The sequence below is a fragment of the Edaphobacter bradus genome (assembly GCF_025685645.1).
Taxonomy (GTDB): domain Bacteria; phylum Acidobacteriota; class Terriglobia; order Terriglobales; family Acidobacteriaceae; genus Edaphobacter; species Edaphobacter bradus.
On the sequence record NZ_JAGSYF010000002.1, the window covers coordinates 280,895 to 299,018 of the forward strand.

The 18,124-nt window shown below is 55.6% G+C and carries 16 protein-coding genes and 1 tRNA gene; 7 read left to right on the top strand and 10 right to left on the bottom strand.

Going from position 1 to position 18,124, the window contains the following annotated elements:
* Positions 1 to 307: 307 nt before the first annotated feature.
* Positions 308 to 886 (bottom strand): TetR/AcrR family transcriptional regulator, encoded by a 579-nt coding sequence (locus OHL16_RS07345; RefSeq protein ID WP_263366463.1) that lies wholly within the window; start codon positions 884 to 886, stop codon positions 308 to 310.
* A gap of 114 nt (positions 887 to 1,000) precedes the next feature.
* Here OHL16_RS07345 and OHL16_RS07350 point away from each other — a divergent pair, with 114 nt between their 5' ends.
* Entirely contained in the window at positions 1,001 to 1,981 is a 981-nt protein-coding gene (locus OHL16_RS07350; RefSeq protein ID WP_263366464.1) for an SDR family NAD(P)-dependent oxidoreductase, read from the top strand.
* Between the two features lie 645 nt (positions 1,982 to 2,626).
* On the opposite strand, the gene OHL16_RS20245 is transcribed toward OHL16_RS07350, so the two are convergent.
* The 5 genes from OHL16_RS20245 to OHL16_RS07370 form a co-directional block, all read right to left on the bottom strand.
* Positions 2,627 to 3,121, bottom strand: a complete 495-nt coding sequence (locus OHL16_RS20245; protein ID WP_396127160.1) for a mobile mystery protein B — start codon at positions 3,119 to 3,121, stop codon at positions 2,627 to 2,629.
* Positions 3,060 to 3,215 (bottom strand): hypothetical protein, encoded by a 156-nt coding sequence (locus OHL16_RS07355; RefSeq protein WP_263366465.1) that lies wholly within the window; start codon positions 3,213 to 3,215, stop codon positions 3,060 to 3,062. The genes OHL16_RS20245 and OHL16_RS07355 overlap by 62 nt, the downstream gene beginning before the upstream one ends.
* On the bottom strand, positions 3,212 to 3,661 hold the full coding sequence (locus tag OHL16_RS07360; protein WP_263366466.1) for a mobile mystery protein A: 450 nt from the start codon (positions 3,659 to 3,661) through the stop codon (positions 3,212 to 3,214). Before OHL16_RS07360 ends, OHL16_RS07355 begins: the two co-directional genes overlap by 4 nt.
* 524 nt (positions 3,662 to 4,185) lie before the next feature.
* On the bottom strand, positions 4,186 to 9,291 hold the full coding sequence (locus OHL16_RS07365) for an Ig-like domain repeat protein (protein ID WP_263366467.1): 5,106 nt from the start codon (positions 9,289 to 9,291) through the stop codon (positions 4,186 to 4,188).
* 397 nt (positions 9,292 to 9,688) lie between these two features.
* Positions 9,689 to 9,841: a hypothetical protein gene (locus OHL16_RS07370; RefSeq protein WP_263366468.1), complete on the bottom strand. Its 153-nt coding sequence runs from the start codon at positions 9,839 to 9,841 to the stop codon at positions 9,689 to 9,691.
* A gap of 285 nt (positions 9,842 to 10,126) precedes the next feature.
* Between OHL16_RS07370 and OHL16_RS20250 the strand changes: the two genes are divergently transcribed.
* Together OHL16_RS20250 and OHL16_RS07375 are read left to right on the top strand one after the other, a co-directional pair.
* Positions 10,127 to 10,300 carry a PDDEXK nuclease domain-containing protein gene (locus OHL16_RS20250; RefSeq protein WP_396127161.1) on the top strand — a complete coding sequence of 58 codons (174 nt, stop codon included), beginning with the start codon at positions 10,127 to 10,129 and terminating at the stop codon, positions 10,298 to 10,300.
* A gap of 23 nt (positions 10,301 to 10,323) precedes the next feature.
* Positions 10,324 to 11,031, top strand: coding sequence for an enoyl-CoA hydratase/isomerase family protein (locus OHL16_RS07375; RefSeq protein WP_396127162.1), 708 nt, complete (start codon positions 10,324 to 10,326; stop codon positions 11,029 to 11,031).
* On the opposite strand, the gene OHL16_RS20255 is transcribed toward OHL16_RS07375, so the two are convergent.
* Positions 11,006 to 11,476, bottom strand: coding sequence for a transposase (locus OHL16_RS20255; RefSeq protein WP_396127185.1), 471 nt, complete (start codon positions 11,474 to 11,476; stop codon positions 11,006 to 11,008). The genes OHL16_RS07375 and OHL16_RS20255 overlap by 26 nt on opposite strands.
* 238 nt (positions 11,477 to 11,714) lie before the next feature.
* On the opposite strand from OHL16_RS20255, the gene OHL16_RS07385 reads away from it, so the two are divergent.
* Positions 11,715 to 11,847 (top strand) — tRNA-Val (locus OHL16_RS07385).
* Positions 11,848 to 11,853: 6 nt separating this feature from the next.
* On the opposite strand, the gene OHL16_RS07390 is transcribed toward OHL16_RS07385, so the two are convergent.
* The 3 genes from OHL16_RS07390 to OHL16_RS07400 form a co-directional block, all read right to left on the bottom strand.
* Positions 11,854 to 13,038, bottom strand: coding sequence for a tyrosine-type recombinase/integrase (locus tag OHL16_RS07390; RefSeq protein ID WP_263366471.1), 1,185 nt, complete (start codon positions 13,036 to 13,038; stop codon positions 11,854 to 11,856).
* 235 nt (positions 13,039 to 13,273) lie between these two features.
* Complete coding sequence (locus tag OHL16_RS07395; RefSeq protein WP_263366472.1) at positions 13,274 to 13,939, bottom strand: protein rep; 666 nt, start codon at positions 13,937 to 13,939, stop codon at positions 13,274 to 13,276.
* 499 nt (positions 13,940 to 14,438) lie between these two features.
* Positions 14,439 to 15,143: a hypothetical protein gene (locus OHL16_RS07400; RefSeq protein WP_263366473.1), complete on the bottom strand. Its 705-nt coding sequence runs from the start codon at positions 15,141 to 15,143 to the stop codon at positions 14,439 to 14,441.
* A 305-nt stretch (positions 15,144 to 15,448) separates the two neighbouring features.
* Here OHL16_RS07400 and OHL16_RS07405 point away from each other — a divergent pair, with 305 nt between their 5' ends.
* From OHL16_RS07405 to OHL16_RS07410, 3 genes are all read left to right on the top strand, one after another.
* Positions 15,449 to 17,080: an SIR2 family NAD-dependent protein deacylase gene (locus OHL16_RS07405; protein WP_263366474.1), complete on the top strand. Its 1,632-nt coding sequence runs from the start codon at positions 15,449 to 15,451 to the stop codon at positions 17,078 to 17,080.
* Between the two features lie 68 nt (positions 17,081 to 17,148).
* Positions 17,149 to 17,352 (top strand): SEC-C metal-binding domain-containing protein, encoded by a 204-nt coding sequence (locus OHL16_RS20260; RefSeq protein WP_396127163.1) that lies wholly within the window; start codon positions 17,149 to 17,151, stop codon positions 17,350 to 17,352.
* Between the two features lie 183 nt (positions 17,353 to 17,535).
* Complete coding sequence (locus tag OHL16_RS07410; protein ID WP_263366475.1) at positions 17,536 to 18,090, top strand: TetR/AcrR family transcriptional regulator; 555 nt, start codon at positions 17,536 to 17,538, stop codon at positions 18,088 to 18,090.
* Positions 18,091 to 18,124 lie beyond the last annotated feature (34 nt).

Below are 18,124 nucleotides of genomic sequence, written 5' to 3' on the forward strand. Positions count from 1 at the left end.
ATGACCGGTCACTCTGTCTGGTCATTCGCCTCCGGGTCGTCGGCAAACCGGAACTTTTCCATTTGGCCGTATAGTCGCCATTTCGGACAAGTGCCCCTCGGCTATCAGATGTTAAGAACAGGATTCGAGATCAATTCGTAATTAACGCGAAACTGCCTTCGGTTCTGCGGTTTATGGGTTTCGCCAAGGATTAGTACTGATAGTCGGCTTGCATTCACTGATCTGCCAGTCCGGTTGGAAATCCCTCTTGGTGAGTCTCGGCTTGTGATTCCTTCGGCATGGCACCACCTAACAGAGAGGCTGTTCATTAAGGCCGGGAGCCCTGAATGAGGATATCCACGAACCGCCGCGCCTTTTCAGGCCAATCTTCTGTGCTGCCCGCGCTGGAGACCCCATAAATAGCGCGTAACATGTCCATTGGATCGACATCTGGTCGAAGGTCTCGGCTAGCGACGGCGCGGCTCGCTAGCGCATTAGCAGCCTCTTCCATGAGCCGGTTAGTCTGCTGAAATACCCGAGAAGGGCCGCCGGCCATTGCGTTCAACGCCGGGGCGATGATCTTTTTCGCAGCAATGTAGTCGATGAAGACCAGCATCCACGCCCGCAGCGCCTCGGCCGGAGGCAGCTCTGCGGAGAACTTTTTCTGCGCCTCGGCCAGCTTCTCGACTTCGCTGATATAGACAGCAGCCAGCAGGTCATCGCGCGTGGGAAAGTGACGGTAGAGCGTCCCCGGGCCTATCTTCGAGCGCTTGGCGATCTCGTCCATGCTGGCCTCTGCTCCCCGGCGCGTGAAAACCTGCTTCGAGACTTCGAGAATCCGTTCACGGTTGCGCTGCGCGTCAGCTCGGGGCTTGCGGGCAGTTTTCTTTGGGGCTGACGTTTTCATCGACTTTTTCTGAAACCGGAGGCACTCTCCGGTAATCTCATACATAACGGAGATTGACTCCGTTTTATTCCAGGCCGAGGCCGGTGTCAAAGATTTGTGATCGGAGTGTGCAGTATGGCAGCGAAATTTGGAGCAAATTCAACGACGGAAGATGTTCTCGAAGGGGTCGATCTGAAGGGTAAGCGGATTCTAGTGACGGGAGTATCTGCGGGTCTCGGCGTAGAGACGGCCCGTGCGCTGGTGGCACATGGCGCGGATGTTGTAGGCGCAGCACGTGATCTGGAGAAGGCGAAGAGGGCCACATCGGAAGTCAGCAAGGCCACGGCGGAGACCGGCGCGAGTTTCGAGGTGGTCGAGCTCGACCTCGCCAGCCTGAAGAGCGTGCACGCCGCTGCGGACAAGCTGCTTGCCGGCGGCCGATTGTTCGATGTGATCATCGCAAATGCCGGTGTCATGGCGACTCCGTTCGGGAAGACAGAGGATGGTTTCGAGACGCAATTCGGGACCAATCACCTGGGCCACTTCGTCTTTGTGAACCGCATCGCGAAGCTGATCAGGGACGGCGGACGCCTGGTCAACCTCTCTTCCTCAGGGCACCGTTTCAGCAATGTGGACCTGAACGATCCCAACTTTGAGACGACGCCGTACGAACCCTTCGTGGCTTACGGGCGCTCGAAGACCGCGAACATCCTCTTCGCAGTCGCTTTCGATCAGCGGCATCGAGAGCGCGGGGTTCGCGCGGCGGCTGTACACCCAGGAGGCATACAGACCGAGCTTGCCCGTCACATGGAGCCGGCCCACTTGGAACAGATGGTCAAACAGATCAATGAACAGGCCGCAGCAGAGGGCAAAGGACCGTTCCAGTTCAAAACAGTTCCCCAGGGAGCCGCCACCTCAGTATGGGCAGCTGTCGTTGCGCCCGCCGAAGAGGTAGGAGGGCGGTATTGCGAGAACTGCCACGTGAGTGACGTCGTCGCAGATGATGCAAGGCTGGGCCTGCTTGACAAAGGAGTGCGAGGCTACGCTCTCGATCCACAAAACGCTGTTGCGTTTTGGAAGAAAAGCGAAGAACTGGTCGGCGAGACGTTCCAGTAAGCAGGTGCCTGGGGACAGGCGAGGTGCTTATATCGCGGTACAGACGCAGACTGGCCAAGGACCAGTGAGCAGCCAGATGGGCGTTTCTCGTTGCTTACCCCGACTGGCGCTGAGTGCTGTGACATGCGGTCGCATGAGTCTCACGGACAAGTGCCTTGAGATTCTGCGTGAAACCTCATCACGGGACGGAATCTGACTAAACGGCGAGGAAATGACAAGCAAAGAGACTCGGGCGAGTGGGGTCTTTGCCCGTCAGATACATTTGAGAAGTTGTGCACAATGCAAAGCAAACCTGCCCAGATAGTCCGTGAGATGAAATTCATCGCGCTCTTCTCCAATGAGGCTGGGGTCAATAGCCCGGCCTTTGTGCTAAAAGACATAATCGGAAAAGCGTGGCGGCTCGGGGTGAGAATGCCCACCCTCCCCCTGTCTCTCGAATGCGATATAGCGCTTTATCTTCAAATGTTTGGCTCATTCCAAGTCACCCGATTTGCAAGAAAAAATATAACTATTTTCTTGCAAACATGAGTCGAGCGGCACATAGCCGTGTATCTGCAAATTCAATGTGGGGTTCATTTGAGTTGGTAAACGTGCGTCTTGAACGCACAAAAGAGCCCAGATTCAAACCGATATTCCTCGGCAATTTCATGAGCGAGCAAAGGCCACCAGGGGTTGAATATCATTCTTATCGGCAGCGCGAAGAGAGTCGATGTAACTGCGCCGGAAGTCACCGGCTTTCACGATGTCTGCGTTCCCCCATGTAAACGCTGGCCTACCCAATCGCTGCACGACAACATCCGCCATGAGCCGGGCATGACGACCGTTCCCGTTTGCGAACGGGTGAATCCACACGAGCCTATAGTGAAACCGAACAGCAAGCTCGTCTGGTTCGCAGGTCTGATGTTCTACCCAATAGCGCACGTCGCCCAGCAAAGCCGGCAGCGCGTCGCGGATTTGGTAGTGAGGTATGCCAATGTTCTTTTCCGTAGTGCGGTAGACCCCTGCCCACTTCCAGTCTGGTCGAACATGCGCAGGTGCAGTTCTCTGACGTAGGTTTCGGAGAATGGGTCTTGTCGATTCAAGTTGCGCGGATCGAACGCCCATGCAGCCGCTTCGAGGATGTTCTGGCGTTCCCCTCATTCAATTCTTCCTTTGTGGTGAGGTCAGGGATGAGGTCGGCCTGCTCGTCCGGAGACAGCGGTGTGTTGCCGTCTCCCGTAGTAAATAGAGTCATCGGGATGTGCGCTTTCTGACGAGGCGCCGTGTCTCCTCTTCAACCGCTTCGTCAATTCGTCCGACCGCTTGATTCTCAAGTGCCATGGAATGTTCGACTCCAAGAACGCGATTTTTTGCCTCAACGCGCGCGCGATTCTCGATGAGTTCCTGCATACTGTCAGCCCGTGGAACGAGGGCATAGACTAAATCGCAGTCGAGCGCGTTGGCTGCGGCGCGCAGGCTCTTCAAGGTGATGCGGTCCTCCGCCTCTCCCTTTTCTAATTGCAACGGCAGTTGGCGGCTCGTCCCGAGCCTCCGTGCCAGGTCACCCGACGAGACCCCGAGCGCTTGGCGAATAGCGCGTATCCATCCCTTCGACGGACGTGATTCCTTCCGCGCCGTGCGGTAAGGCTCCAAGGCACGATCGAGTTGTTTTAGACGAAGGTTTCTGAATTCGCCGCGCATGACAAGTTAAATATAGGCAATACTCGTCAAAATGACAAGTTTTACATTGTCGATACATTCATGTTTGCCTACTTATAATTTGTCATGGAGTGAGACTGCAAGCAGAAGACAACGGACACACGAAGGAAGAAAATTGGGCTGCTCCCCACGGTGCAGCCCCTCCCTGCTCGGTTAGGATTTTGGTAGCAAATTGGTAGCATTTAGGGGCGATTGGGCCGTTTTGGCCGACTGTACCGACTCGTAAGTCATTTACCGTCAACACAACGCCCATAGCGCGCTTCCATGGCATGGAAGAGGTCATCGGTTCGATCCCGATCAGGTCCACCAAATTCATCCAACCCTAAAATCAACAGGTTACGAGGCGTGTCCGAGCCGATGAAGCTCTCGGGCAGGAGCACAATATGGGCATGCACCGAGGAACAGCGCTGGTCTTCCCATCAGAAGTGCGATGCCGACGACGAACGTGATAAAGCCCACCGCTTTAGACGGTGGGCTTTAGTGTTGGGCAGATGTCAGATTCTCTCCTAATGCGTTACCGTCAATGTGAAGGTGGCGGAATGCGAGGATGCAGTGCCGCCAGTTCTCATGGCTGTGGCAGTAACGGTCACCTGTGACGTACCCTGCGGCGTGGTTGGCTGGCTGGCGCAACCCACAATACCGGCGAGGGTCATGGTCAAGGCCAGCATCGCTACGAGCAGACGATGTGTACCTCTCAGCTTCTTCCGCTGCCAGGCCAGAAGTCCTCCGAAGAGCAGTCCCGGCAACGCGAAGATACTCGCCATCGCCGCCCCGCCGGAGCCCGAGCCGCGATTCATCGACACCGTGCCCGAGTTCGAGCCCTCCGTCGTGATCGACAGCTTCGAAGTCTGCACCGTGTTCGATCCATCCCCGGTCAGAGAAGATGGAGTGAAGGTGCACGAGGCATCCACGGGAAGTCCCGAGCAGGCGAAGTTCACAGTGCCCGTGAAGCCACCAACCGGAGTGAAGGTGAAGGTTACCAGACCGCTCTGTCCGGCCTTGAGGGTGAGGGTCGAGGGATTCGCCGTGAGCGAGAAATCCGGCGCGGTTACAGTCTCAGAGTAAGCGACGGAGTTCGAGCCGGTGAAATTCGCGTCCCCACTGTATACAGCTCGGATCGAATGGGAGCCGGCGGTCAGTGCACTCGTGGTGTAGGTTGCTACTCCCGCATTATTGATGGTCCCCGAGCCCAGGATTGCCGATCCGTCCATGAACTGCACGGAGCCGGTTGGATTGCCGGTTGTCGTGCTGGTCACGGTCGCGGTAAGGATGAGAGCGGCATTCAGGTTCCCGTTCGGATTGGAGCCTGCAAGCGCCACCGCACTGCCCGCCTGTGTCACGGTCAGAGTTCCGTTCGCGGCTGAGACGGAGTAGTTGCTTAGATTCGTGCCCGTCGCGCTTGGAACTATTGCGTAGGCGCCCACAGGGCTGCCTGTAGTCACCGTGGTGGAGAAGGTCTCGGTGAAACTATCCCCGTTCAGCGCGCCGGTGATCGAGCCCGTGAATGCGGGATTGGCAGTCCCGTAGACCTTCGTTGCATCTTTCGCGGTAATCGACAGCGCCGCCTGATTTACTACGAGCGTCGCAGTCTGCGAAGCCGAATTATAGGTGTTACTGTAGCTGCTGTTCGGTGCCCAGGTTGCGGTTAGGGTGTAAGTACCTGGCGGAAGAATCGTCGTGCTGGTGACGGTTTGCGTGCTGCCACCGTTCACCGTTGCAGTGAAGGTCGTCGTTCCGTTTGCTGTCAGCGAAGTCGATCCGGCTGCCGCGGTGGCATTGAGCAGCGATCCGAGTGCGGTGCCGTACGAGATTGGCCCGGGTTGCGCGAAGGTCACCACCGGCGTGATCTTAGCTACCTGCAGCGATATCGTGATCGAGTTGGCTGCGTTGTAGTTCGAATCGCCTACGTAGCCGACCGTCACTGTATAAGTGCCTGGAGCAACCGTATTCGGCACAGAAATCGAAGCCGACCCATTGCTGATACTCGCAGTCCCCGAAGCGAACGCATTCCCGCTCACCAAGTAGCCGATGGTTCCACTGGGAACAGCAATCCCGGCTCCGCTGAACTGCCCGGTCACGGTGATCGCGATCGAACCCGTCTGCCCGCTCGCCACTGAAACGGGCTGCGTTGCGGGACCGGTCAGCGTTGACGCCGCTTTGCTCACTGAAACAGCCGAGACTGCCGCTGTCCTTGCGCTGTTCGAAAAGTTGCTGTCGCCCGCATACTGCGCATAGTAGAAGTGCGAGCCTACCGAAGGCGCCGGCACGACGACGGCAGCAGAGGCGCTAGCGATCGTCTGGTTGCCAAGAAGGGTGGTCGGGCCGTCATAGAAGGCCAGGGCTCCGCTCGGTGACGATCCTCCTGCGGAAGTCGGCGAGACCGCCGCATTGATAGTCACAGGTTGTCCGTAAACAAGCGACGTCCTGCTCGGCGTAACTGTTACTGTGGTTGCCGCCTGATCATTCGTCAGCAGGAACTGCGCTGCACTGCTCACACCGCTAGTCGAAGCGCTGACGGTATAGGCCGTTGAGTTCGCCGTTCCGTTGGCGGTTGCCAACACCGAGCAAAGGCCGATCGGCGCCGTGGTTGACGTGGTGCAGGTCGCTGTGGAAAGGCTGGCGCTGGCACCGGAGGCCGGCGCAGCAAACGTCACTACTGCTCCGCCGATTGGATTCGAATACTGATCAAGCACCTCCACCTTCAGCGGAGTCGCGAAGGCTGTGCCAATGGCAGCGGTCTGATTGCTGCCCGATACAACCGTGATGCTGGAGGCAATATCCGCGCCAACCGTAATGCTGTTGCTTGTCTGGCTGACGCTGCTGGTGCCGAGAGCCTGCACTGTGATCGTTTGCGCGCCTGCCGTCTTCAGGGTCACCGTGAACGTCCCGACCCCGTTGTTCCAGCTCACTGAGGAGAAGACCGCATTCGTATCCGACGAGGTCTGAGTGACTGGTCCTGTATAGCTCGTCATCACGGTTGTGCCGGAATCCGAGTAGGCCGTCACCGTGGCCTGGAAGTTCTGGCCCGCCGTCGTCGTGGAAGGCACCGTGAGAGCAAAATGGTTCAGGGCTAGAACTCCGACGCCGCTCAGCGCAATGGTTTGCGTGGTGTAATTCGGGGCTACAGCGTTCAGCGCATCGTCAGTCAGCACAACACTGCCCGAGATGCTGCCTGCCGTTGCCGGAATGAAGTTAATCGCCACAGTGCAGGTCGCGCCTGGGGCGAGCGTGAACGCCGTTCCGCTTTGCGAGGACGTCTGCGTGCATGTGGAGAAGTTGCCGTAGTTGAAGCTGGACGAGACGCTCGGGTTGTAACCGCCGGCTGCCGTGGGAACCGGGAAGTTGAGTGTCGCGTTGCCGATGTTGGCGACTGTGACAGACTGTGGACTGTCGGAGCTCGTCGAGCCAACGTTGGTCGATGCAAAGGAGAGAGTCGGAGGATCGCTGTTGTCGATCTCCTTCACTACACCGCTACTATACGCTACGAAGACGTTGCCGCTGCCGTCCACCGCCACATCCCTGGCGTCGCCACTGCCGAGCGTGATCACCGTGGAGCTGGATGAGACCTGGCCGTTGACCGCCACGATCTCCTTCACCGCATTGCCGAAAGTATCCGCTACGAAGACGTTGCCGCTGCCGTCCACCGCCACGCCATAGGGACCATTAAAGCCGCTGGCGATCGTGTTCACCGTGGAGCTGGATGAGACCTGGCCGTTGACCGCCACGATCTCCTTCACCAAGTTGTTGCCAGTATCCGCCACGAAGACGTTGCCGCTGCCGTCCACCGCCACGCCATAGGGACCACTAAAGCCGCTGGCAATCGTGTTCACCGTGGAGCTGGATGAGACCTGGCCGTTGACCGCCACGATCTCCTTCACCAAGTTGTTGCCAGTATCCGCCACGAAGACGTTGCCACTGGCGTCCACCGCCACACCAGAGGGCTGATTAAAGCTTCTGATGTTGGTGATCGTGTTTACCGTAGAGCTGGATGAAACCTGGCCATTGACCGCCACAATCTCCTTCACCACATTGTTGCCATCATCCGCCACGAAGACGTTGCCGGCGGAGTCCACCGCCACACCAAAGGTGTGTACAAAGCCGCTGCCAATCGTGTTCACCTGGCCGTTGCCCGCCACAATCTCCTTCACCGCATTGTTGTAAGTATCGGCCACAAAGACGTCACCGCTGGCGTCCACCGCCACGCCAAAGGGATTATTAAAGCCGCTGCCGAGCGTCTTCACTGCGGCCGGATTTGGGGTCGGATTTGGAAAGCTCACCTGCGGCCCAGTCCCCGTGCCAAAAATGGGGGAGGTTGCGATCGGGCTTCCTGCCGAGCCCATCAGTTGCACTGCTCCCTTCCGAAGGAAGGGCGTGGTGGGAGTAAATGTGACGCTTACTGAGCAGCTGTCGCCTGCGTTATAGGCATGTCCGGAGATGCAGGCATCCGTGGCCTGGGTCGATGCTGCCTTGAAGTCCAGGTTCTGAGCTCCCTGCGTCAGCACCACGTAGGGAGTATTTGCCAGGGTGCCTGGGGTGTCGAAGGTAAAGACCACGGAGAGCGCGCCGCTCGTGCTGCCGACCGCCGTCGCGGGGAACGCCGTCGCCGGGAACCGTTGCGTTCCGGCCACAAACTCCTTCACCGCACCGTTGAAGGTATCCGCTACGAAGACGTTGCCGGTGGCGTCCACCGCCACACCAAAGGGGGCATTAAAGCCGCCGCCAATCGTGTTCACTGTGGAGCTGGAAGAGACCTGGCCATTGACCGCCACGATCTCCTTCACCGCGTTGTTGCTGCGATCCGCCACGAAGACGTTGCCGGTGGCGTCCACCGCCACACCATCGGGAAAACTAAAGCCGCTGCCAATCGTGTTTACCGTAGAGCTGGATGAGACCTGGCCGTTGACCGCCACAATCTCCTTCACCGCATTGTTGTTAGTATCCGCTACGAAGACATTGCCACTGGCGTCCACCGCCACACCAAAGGGGAAGTTAAAACCGCTGGCGATCGTGTTCACCGTGGAACTGGATGAGACCTGGCCATTGACCGCCACGATCTCCTTCACCGCTTTGTTTATACTATCTACTACGAAAACGTTGCCACTGGCGTCCACCGCCACGCCGCTGGGCTGATTAAAGCCGCTGCCGATCGTGTTCACCGTGGAGCTGGATGAGACCTGGCCGTTGACCGCCACAATCTCCTTCACCGCATTGTTGTTGTAGTCCGCCACAAACACATTGCCATTAGCGTCCACTGCCACGCCGGTGGGGCCATTAAAGCCGCTGCCGATCGGGTTCACCGTGGAGGTAGAAGATATTTGGCCGTTGACCGCCACAATCTCCTTCACCCCGTCGAAGGCTGCCACGAAGACGTTGCCCCTGGCGTCCATCGCCACGCTATAGGGAGAATTAAAGCCGGGAACGGTGATGAATCCAACGGCATGGGCGGTCTGCGCGGAGGCCGTCGCTGTCGCCAGCCCCAAAAAGGCGGCAAGCCAAACTCCGGCGAACAAGAACAAACGTTCGCCTGCAACACGCCGCTGTCGACCCGTATAGGTCCGGGCCACGCCTCCCAGGGAGTTGAGAGAGGACTTGAGAGATTGCACGAATTTCATGGTTTTTCAGATCTCCAAAGCAGAAAAAGTAAAAAAACAGACGTCACGCCTTGTTGACCATGAGGGTGGTCAAGCATGTCGTCTGATCATGTGAATGAACTCTTTGAGAACGTATCAAACCCCGGCAGGCGGTTGAAGTAACTCTTTAGAGCCATCGACACCCTTCCTTGTCGATGGACTAATGCACTACAACCAGCCGCTGGACGAGGCGATCAGGATCAGGCCGACGAATCCGATCCTTCAAGGTCTTGAGAGAAAAAACTATTTGCGTTCAAAAGAGAGCCGTTCAGGCAAGGCGGTGCGACGGCTCTATTGCATTACGCCTTACTGGCCGCGGTGCTTTGAATGGCATGGAAGGGGTCATCGGTTCGATCCCGACCAAGCCCAGACAAACAATTCAATACCAGTTATTTACCGGATCACCCGACCGCCTCCCGGACTTCCGAAGGTGCTGAAGTGTGCTGAACCCCAGAAGCATCATCTCCACGACCTTTGCGTTGGCCTCGCGTTTCTGCTGCGAGACCGCTTGGGTGTAAATATCGAGCGTCATCGGATGTTCGCATGAGGCAACAATTCCTGCCCCACCTTCCGTCAGGGCAGTCGAGATGCCCGTCCTCATCTATGTGTGATAACGGATTATTCTCCACGTTGAGCGGCTGGTCAGTCCGGGATCTGGGATCGCCAGATCGCAACCAGGCGCATCAACGACTGCGCGGAAAGCCCAGCACCTCGATTGCTTCATCCTCGCCCGACGGTCTCAATCCTGACGACCGCATCCGGGATCCGTTCGTCCTGGAATTCTTGGACCTGAAGGGATAAATACTCGGAATCGGATTTGGAGGACGCTGTCATCCCAAATGACTTCGCTTTCGTAGCTAGGCAGAAGCGTCTTCGCATCGGAACCGAATGGTATCGGGTCGATCTGTTGTTTTTCCACCGGCGGCTTCGATCCTTGTTGATTCTGTTCTGTCCCCAGATACCGAATACTCCACTGCCTATCGCAACGTAAAGCTGACGCGAGACGCCAATGGTGTGCTGATTGTTCAACTCCACACCAACGGCGGGCCGTGCGTTATGACGGCACAAACTCACACGGAGTTTGTCGACGCCTTCTACCGGATTTCTCAAGATCGAGCGAATAAAATCGTGCTCCTGACAGGAGCAGGCGGCGACTTCATCATAGGCGTCGAATGGTCATCTTTCAGCAATGTCGCCGATCCCGGTGTCTGGAGCCAGATTCACGACGAAGGCGTTCAGGCTTTGGAAAACATAGCCAACATACGTGTGCCGGTCATCGCGGCTATCGAGGGGCGCGCACATATTCACTCCGATTACGCGCTGCTCGCCAATGTGATTGTGGCTGCCGAGGGGGCGACCTTCCAGGATGTGGGCCATTATGCCGCTGGCGTTGCACCCGGTGACGGCATCTTTACCACTTGGAGTTATCGCGCCGGTGCAGGACGCGTCGAGGCGTTCCTGCTCAATCCATATCCGCTGCCGGCGCATACCGCACAGGAGTGGGGAGTCGTTGCCGAAGTTGTGCCAAACGGTAAAGCGCTAAGCCGCGCGCGCGAACTAGCAGAGCTGTACTTGAAGGCTCCGGAGGTGACGCGCCGCAACACCCGGGTCCACTTCATTCAACCCCTGAAGGAGCGCCTCGTCCGGGAGGTCGGCTACGGACTTTCCCTTGAAGGCGCGTCAGCCGCGGATCTCATCAAATTGAGGCAGGCCAAGGCTTAGCCTGTCTACGAAATCGAAGGTTTAGTACCGCTGCTTTTGTCGGCGTCATCAATGCACAACGTTGCCAAAAAGGCGCCGACAAGAGCTTCGGCCAGAACGACGCTGAAGGTTCTCGAAAGTAATTATTTGAAAGGTTATCATGACCAAATCCATCGTCATTACGGGAGCATCTAAGGGAATCGGCCGTGCTTTGGTTGAAGCAGCGTTCGATACGGTTGCGGAGTTTGTAGAGGTTCTGGTCGTGTTGCCGTTGCTGTCTGCGGTTGATCTTGGAGGGGATGACGACGATGGCTCCCATGTTCTGTGCATGGGCGAAGATCTGGCGACTGTCGTAGCCGCGATCGGCGATGCCCGAGCAGGGAGATGGCCTGGGTAGGGTAAGACTCCAAACTCTGGTGTCCGGTTCTACGCGGTCACCAATTGTCGCAAAAGCGTTAAAGTCAATCCGAAAACGCTAAATTACTTGTGCTTAGATTCAGAAACGCTAAAGCGCAAAACTCTCAGGTGCAGTTCCCGCTGGGAGCCGCTCGCATTGAAGAGCGTGTGCGCTTTCGCTGTTTTTTGCAGAACCGTAAAGCAAAGTCCTCAATGCCGTTCGAATGGAGAGGAAAAGCTGGGCTGTTCCGCCACGGCCAGCCCTTGGCCCACTCGGTTGGATCAATGAAAAATTTGCGGCATTTTTGCGGCAAATAGGGCCAACTGTGCCGGTTTTACCGATTCATCCGGCTTATAAGTCCTTTGCCGTCAATAACGTGCGCGCCCTATCCTACCTCTACACGGTAGAGGTCAGCGGTTCGAATCCGCTCGTGCCTACCACTCAAATCATTGAATACACATGGAGCCCAGGGGCGGCTCGGTCTGTGTTGCGGCCAACCCGTCACCATTCGTCACCAATTGCGACAACCTTTCGACTGCCGCGCGTTGATGACTGGGAATGGGTTGGGTGTAGATGTCCATGGTCGTGGACATGTGTGCGTGCCCTAGCTGTGCCTGAGCCTCTTTGGGCGAGGCTCCCACATGCGAGAGCAAGGTTGCGTGAGTCCGTCGGAGGGTATGCCAGCTCAGCCAGGGAGTCCCGATCTGCTTGCCCGCCGGTTTGATGAAGCGGGAGAGCAGAGTGCAGTCGCTGAAGGGCATACCCGTACGGGTAGGAAATACCAGTCCATCCCACTGCGGAGATGCGTCGTAATGACGTCGGAGAGCCGCCGCGAGGGGTGGTGGTAGGGGTAGGGTGCGTTTGCTGCCTTTGGTCTTCGGCGATCCAATCGAGCCACGATAGGCGGCCTGTTGAATGCGAATGGTCCCTTTGAGAAAATCCACGTCCTGCCAGCGCAGGCCGAGAATCTCCCCAACGCGCAAGCCGGTATGAATGCCGACCTGCGCCATCGTTCGAACCGGTTCCGGAGGCACGGCCAACAACCGTTGGCACTGCTCCCAGGTCAATGCGTTTTTCTCGCGGACTTCGACCTTCTCCGGTAAATCGATTCCGGTTGCAGGATTGTCCCCAGCGAAATGTCCCCACTTCTTCGCACAGGCAAAGACCTTCGACATAAGGTTGCGGAGATGGCTGCAGACCTCCCATCCGGAACCAGAATCGAATTTGCTGAGCACGAAGGATTGGATATCGAGGGTTGAGATATCGCACAGACGTTTCTGACCAAATGCAGGTTTGAGGTGATAGTTGAGCGTGGTTTGATAGCGTTTCCGTGTGGATTGCTTCAACGTTGGCAACGCATTCGGGACAAAATACCTTTCGATAAAGTCCGCGAAGGTGATCGTTGCCATCGGAGTCAGCTTGCCCTGATTCAACGGAAGCAAGAACTCCGCAGCAAGCTTCTTCGCCTGCTTGAGAGACAGGTCCGCGACGTTCCCGAGAATCTTCGATTCCCTTTTGCGGCCGATCTTGCCATCCGTTGCTAGGTAATCCGCCCACCATTGAAGCTCCCATATGGGGTGTCGCTTGCCACGCTTACGAATACTTCCCGTTTGAAAACGTCGGCGAGCCAAGTCTTGCCAGCCTCCTTGCTGGGTTGACCTGCCTTGCCTTTCCGTATCGGGAATTATACGTATCATTCGCTCTCTGGATAGGTATCAATTGCTATCGCGTACCTACTGATTTCTGCTTGGGATATGTATCGATTGCAGCGTGGCGATACGTATCGGCTCTGTATGGGATATGTATCGATTGCCGCGTGGGATACGTATTGAGGCGCTGTCGCGAGGTGCTGTTACGAAACAGTCGTCATTCCATCGGGACAAACGATTCGAATGCGGTTACGTTTCCTTCAACGTCATAGAGGACGTTGTTGGCGGTGCACAGGTAGTGTTTGTAGAGAATTTCGATTGGCATATATAGCAATGTCCAGGTCGGATCACTATCGTTTTTCGGATTCAGCTTGATCGTTCGCGAGGTCGTGACCCGGCGAGTCCGCTTCGGTGCGGACATGAGCATCTCTTTGGTCAGGTATTTGGAGAGATAATGCGAGGCGCGGTGCATGTCTACGCGTCGGATATCGACGATCTTGCCTCCACCCAACGCGGACCACGCCCCCGATACCCAATCTTGCTTGAGATAGCAATCCAGCAAGATGTGAAGGTGAGGATTGCCGTTCTTTTGAGACTCAATAACGCGAATGTACTTTGGATTAACGCCGAGTCTGCGCTTCATGTAGATTCGGAAGTCCGCAAATACTTCGGCGATGTAACGTGTCGAATCTTGGCCAGAAAGCTTCGATGGGTCCAGGGTCAGCGTGAGCATCGTTCTCAGCTTGTGCTGTTCCGCCGCCTTGCCAATCGCCTTGCGATACTTATTCGCTTTACGCGGAGCACATTGAGGGCAATCCCAGCATTTACATGTCACTTTGAAGAAACGACCAACTCCATTCGCTTTGGCCGAAATGTGTCGCAAGGTGAGTTTTCCGCATCTCTTTTTTCAGGGAAGATCGTTGGGTTTGTCGCGATTATTCTGTATTGAGTCAAGTGAAAGAGGCACAGCGCCTGCGGCGCTGATGGGGCTCCGCCCCAAACCCCGACCATTTTTAGGCTGATGAGAAGCAGGGCGCAGATTCGCGCCCTGCCCCACATTCACGCGAGCCGCTGATTTTCGGTCAGCCGTCGGAGGGATTGAGGGTTCCATCAGCCCCGGATCGGGATGGTCAACCGACTCCCCGGATTTTCGACGAACCGCATCCCGCTCACGTGAACTTGTTTGCTGGTGGTTGGGATTGGCTTTCCGTTCAGGTGTCTCGCGCATATTGCGAGATTGCTTTGCGGAACGTCTTGCTTGGAAATTCGACTTTTAGAGCATGATTTGGCTGAAGAAGTTTGAGGTGGAAGGTCCGATCTGTGCGTAAGGGAGAGCGCCACTAATCATATAAATCGCGAAAATATGATTAAGGAATTGACCTCTAGGGCTTACGTCGGCGCAGGTGTCCTTTTATCGTTCTGCGGCTCCCTGCGAGCAATTGCAGACAGTAGGCGTACCCCATTTCGAATTCTTCAGCGACGATTGCAGCAGCCAGAAGTCCCGCCTTCGTTTTGATCTGCTTCGCTTCGGCATAGGCAGGCGAGTTTGCAATGAACGCTTCGATGGTGGGCCAATACACTTCTACGTGTCTCATCAGCCCTGGAAACTCAGGGGTGAGGAAACGCAATGCATCGGCAATCTCCGTCTTTGGGTGCTTGCGTTGTAGTTCCAGGAGAGCAGCGAGAGGCGGCTGCAAGGCTTCCCATCGCTCGAACATGAGCTGCCGGTCTTCACTGTTTTGCTGTTTCGCGCTTGCTTTGAATTCTTCTACTTTAGCGGCCAGCAGATTTGTGAGCCTACCTTTTGCCACGACTACATTGAGCAACGTTGCTTCAAGTTCTACGGGGTCCTCATCAGAGGCTTCCAGCGCCCGAGCAAATACATCCGTAAGCAGCGCTGGGTTGATGGTGCTGCACGCAAGTGCCGCTAGTAATTCCGGTTCGATTGGGAAAGCCCCCTCTACAGAAGACTGCGCGACTTCCCGGATACTGTGAGCGACAATCATGCCCAGTTGGATGATGTCTTTTAGAGATTTTGGCGGAGGTTCGCCGATAGTCCTGTATTCGGATGGAATTTGGTTGCTCATTTTTCAACTATGAGTGTGGCAATACGACGGGCGTTTTCTGCGTTCATCCGAAGCTCTCTATCCTATTCGCGTACTCTCTGATAATTGTGCGTGCGAAGACGTTACAATCGTTTTCCGAATGCTACATGCAGACGATCACTATACTCCGGCTTCCCTGTCTCGACTAAAAGCCGTAATTCGTCAAAAGCGCCCCTTGGTTTTATGGATTGGAGCTGGAGCAAGCCGGTGGGCCGGTCTTCCTTCTTGGCATATGTCGGCTGCTCAGATGCGAAAGGTGTTTGCAAAGAGCGTCGCCAATTTTCCTGATGATCTGGCTAAGTCCATCATTGCATCGAAGGCCTACCCTGACTTATTTCAGTTGTGCAAAGACGCCGGACCTTACCCTTTACAACAAGATTTTGCACGAGCAGTTCAACTCCCCGATCACTAACGAAATCTATAAGCAGTTTATCGAAGGCCTCAAAAAGATCGCGCCTTTACAGATCGTAACGACAAACGTGGATCTTTGCCTGGAGCAGAACCTTCACACGAGAGATGTCATCGAACACACAGACTTGGAAAGGTGCGCCGATTCCCTCAACAGCCGGACACCGTTCATCGCAAAACTGCACGGGTCGGTGTCTTCGATTGCATCGACTGTTTTCGGGAAGTCGGACTATCAAAAGATTGTCGGTTCCAATGACTATCTGGCAGTGGTGAGGACTATATTTTCTACCGCCTCTGTTGTGTTTCTCGGATACGGTCTGCAAGACGAATATGTGTTAAATCTGCTTGCAGAGAACGAAGGCAACCATCTCCTATTCGGCAACGGTCCTCACTTCCTCGTTACAACTGCGTCTGGTCCACCAGAAAAGGGAGTCTATCGCATCGGCTATAAGATCGCCCAGCACCCGGATCACCGGGCGGCGCTCACCGTTCTGAACTTCATTGAACAGGCGATAAGCAGCCCCGTTTTGGAAGCTATATTTGCTTCAGACGATCAGAAACAGCAGAAAAGTGAATCTGGATTCTTTATCAGCTCTTTTTGGCCATCAGGTACACACCTCTCAGGGCATGTACTGGAGTTGGGCAACCCTCAACAAAATAAGCTCAATGCAATTGTTGGTCTTGGTTTCGTAGAGGGCGAACTCCGCAGTAGCGAAACCGTCGCCTTTCACGATCTTGCTGTGGGGTTGACTTGCTTTGACCGCGTATTTCTACCGTTGGAATCATTGGCCCTGCTGCACGATCGCGCAACGTCCGAAGTTTTTTGGGCACTTATGGCCAGTGGCGCAATCAAGTTCGTAGATTTAATTTGTCAGCCTTTCTTCCTCTCTACACCAGAGAGCCTAATTGGAGATGTTGGTGTTTTTCGCGCCCAAGACCCCGAACTGGTGGAAACACGCTCCTCCATGAGCCTTGTCAGAAAAATGTTGAGGCCCATGCCGGGGAAGGAAGCAGAGGGCGACAAGCTGATAGAGGGATTGGCATCGAAAATTGTCGTATTTGACGACTCCGAAAGGCTGAATCTTCCTGGAATGGTGCGAGATGCCCTGCTGCTGCCTCGTGTGTCGCAACTTCTTGGGTACTCAGATTACGCCGAAACAAACAAGATCCCTCGTTGGCTTGCGTTCCCAACCTTGAGATTTGCTCATCTGGTGCAGACAGGCTTGATTTGTAATCAGTTAAACATCGGTGCTTCACGAGTGCCATTCGGGGGTGTCTCGCTATTGAGTGCTGCATTTGTTATCAAGCCCTCTGAACAGTCGGTGTTTGATTACGCAGGGTTTGTGATGGCTGGAGTTTTCGGGTCAAATCTGAGTGAATATCTCGAAAAGAACCCTGGATTGTTTCTGAGTCTTCTCAAGTTCCGCGAATCGACCGAGGGTGAGGCATTGAGACGGGAGTTTCAGACCGTCTGGATACAAATGACGGCACCGAATTTTCGTCCAGCGTAGAGGGAAATCTGAAGAGAGCAATTCCTGCTGCGGTTCTACAAGCTGCACGTAATAAGTTCTCGACCCTGATGAAGGCTGAGAACCCCAAAGCCTCAGCAGAGGTCGTTTGGGCGAACAATAATACCGACGATGCGAGCTTGCGGCTATGGCGCGAACAGTCCAGACAACTTCTATTAAGTGAAGCCAAAGCACGCGGTTTGCAGTCAACTTCTCCGTGCCTGTGTGGTTCTGGTGATCGATTGCGCGACTGCTGCCTGAGGCCTCTTCGATAGAAGACAAGTCGGCTAGTGGTTATCCACTCCATTGTGACTAGTGCCTCGGCGAATGGTGGTGCGTATGCCATAGTGGTTCAAACCCCTCCGCGGACGCGGGAACGCACTTGCGAGATATATAAACGACTGGTCATAATAGTATCCGTGCCAAGGCCAGCTAATCCGGAAGTGCGCCAGCGTCTGATGAAGGCGGGGCGAGAGTTGTTTTTGAACCTGGGATTTAATGGGTGTGGCGTCCAGGAAATCGCCACCGCATCGGGAATCCCCAAGGGCTCCTTTTACAGCTACTTTGACAGCAAAGAGGCGTTTGCGATGGCTGTCCTTGAGGAGTATTGGAGTGATGTTGAAGAGCGCTTCGGGGGAATTCTGGTGGACACAAAGCTCCCGCCGGCCAAAAGGATTGCCCGCTATTTCCACGAGCTTTCGGAAGAAAAAGCCGCCAACAACTACGCGCATGGATGCCTCATTGGGAACCTGTCTCTCGAAATCTCGAACGCCAGCTCGCAGGTTCGCTCAAAGCTCTCCGACATCTTCGAGCGCTGGGAGGCATCCCTCGTCCGGTGTCTTCGCGAAGCCCAGGGGAAGTCGGAGATTACTCGACATGCTGATCTGAGCAATCTTGCGGCCGCCATCATCGAGAGCTGGGAGGGCGCAGCCATGAGAGCGAAAGTTGAACAAAAACGATGGCCTTACCGGCGATTTGAAGAGGTGTTGCTGCCGGCGCTCCTGCAGGGCTAATTTTTTGCTTGCAACATAGATGACTGGTCAGCTA

What these genes read in the sequence shown, in the direction of transcription:
- OHL16_RS07345 (WP_263366463.1), bottom strand. Translation starts at nt 886, where the DNA reads ATGAAAACGTCAGCCCCAAAGAAAACTGCCCGCAAGCCCCGAGCTGAC.
- OHL16_RS07350 (WP_263366464.1), top strand. Translation starts at nt 1,001, where the DNA reads ATGGCAGCGAAATTTGGAGCAAATTCAACGACGGAAGATGTTCTCGAA.
- OHL16_RS20245 (WP_396127160.1), bottom strand. Translation starts at nt 3,121, where the DNA reads ATGAGGGGAACGCCAGAACATCCTCGAAGCGGCTGCATGGGCGTTCGA.
- OHL16_RS07355 (WP_263366465.1), bottom strand. Translation starts at nt 3,215, where the DNA reads ATGACTCTATTTACTACGGGAGACGGCAACACACCGCTGTCTCCGGAC.
- OHL16_RS07360 (WP_263366466.1), bottom strand. Translation starts at nt 3,661, where the DNA reads ATGCGCGGCGAATTCAGAAACCTTCGTCTAAAACAACTCGATCGTGCC.
- OHL16_RS07365 (WP_263366467.1), bottom strand. Translation starts at nt 9,291, where the DNA reads ATGAAATTCGTGCAATCTCTCAAGTCCTCTCTCAACTCCCTGGGAGGC.
- OHL16_RS07370 (WP_263366468.1), bottom strand. Translation starts at nt 9,841, where the DNA reads ATGACGCTCGATATTTACACCCAAGCGGTCTCGCAGCAGAAACGCGAG.
- OHL16_RS07400 (WP_263366473.1), bottom strand. Translation starts at nt 15,143, where the DNA reads ATGAGCAACCAAATTCCATCCGAATACAGGACTATCGGCGAACCTCCG.
- OHL16_RS07405 (WP_263366474.1), top strand. Translation starts at nt 15,449, where the DNA reads ATGATCTGGCTAAGTCCATCATTGCATCGAAGGCCTACCCTGACTTAT.
- OHL16_RS20260 (WP_396127163.1), top strand. Translation starts at nt 17,149, where the DNA reads ATGAAGGCTGAGAACCCCAAAGCCTCAGCAGAGGTCGTTTGGGCGAAC.
- OHL16_RS07410 (WP_263366475.1), top strand. Translation starts at nt 17,536, where the DNA reads ATGAAGGCGGGGCGAGAGTTGTTTTTGAACCTGGGATTTAATGGGTGT.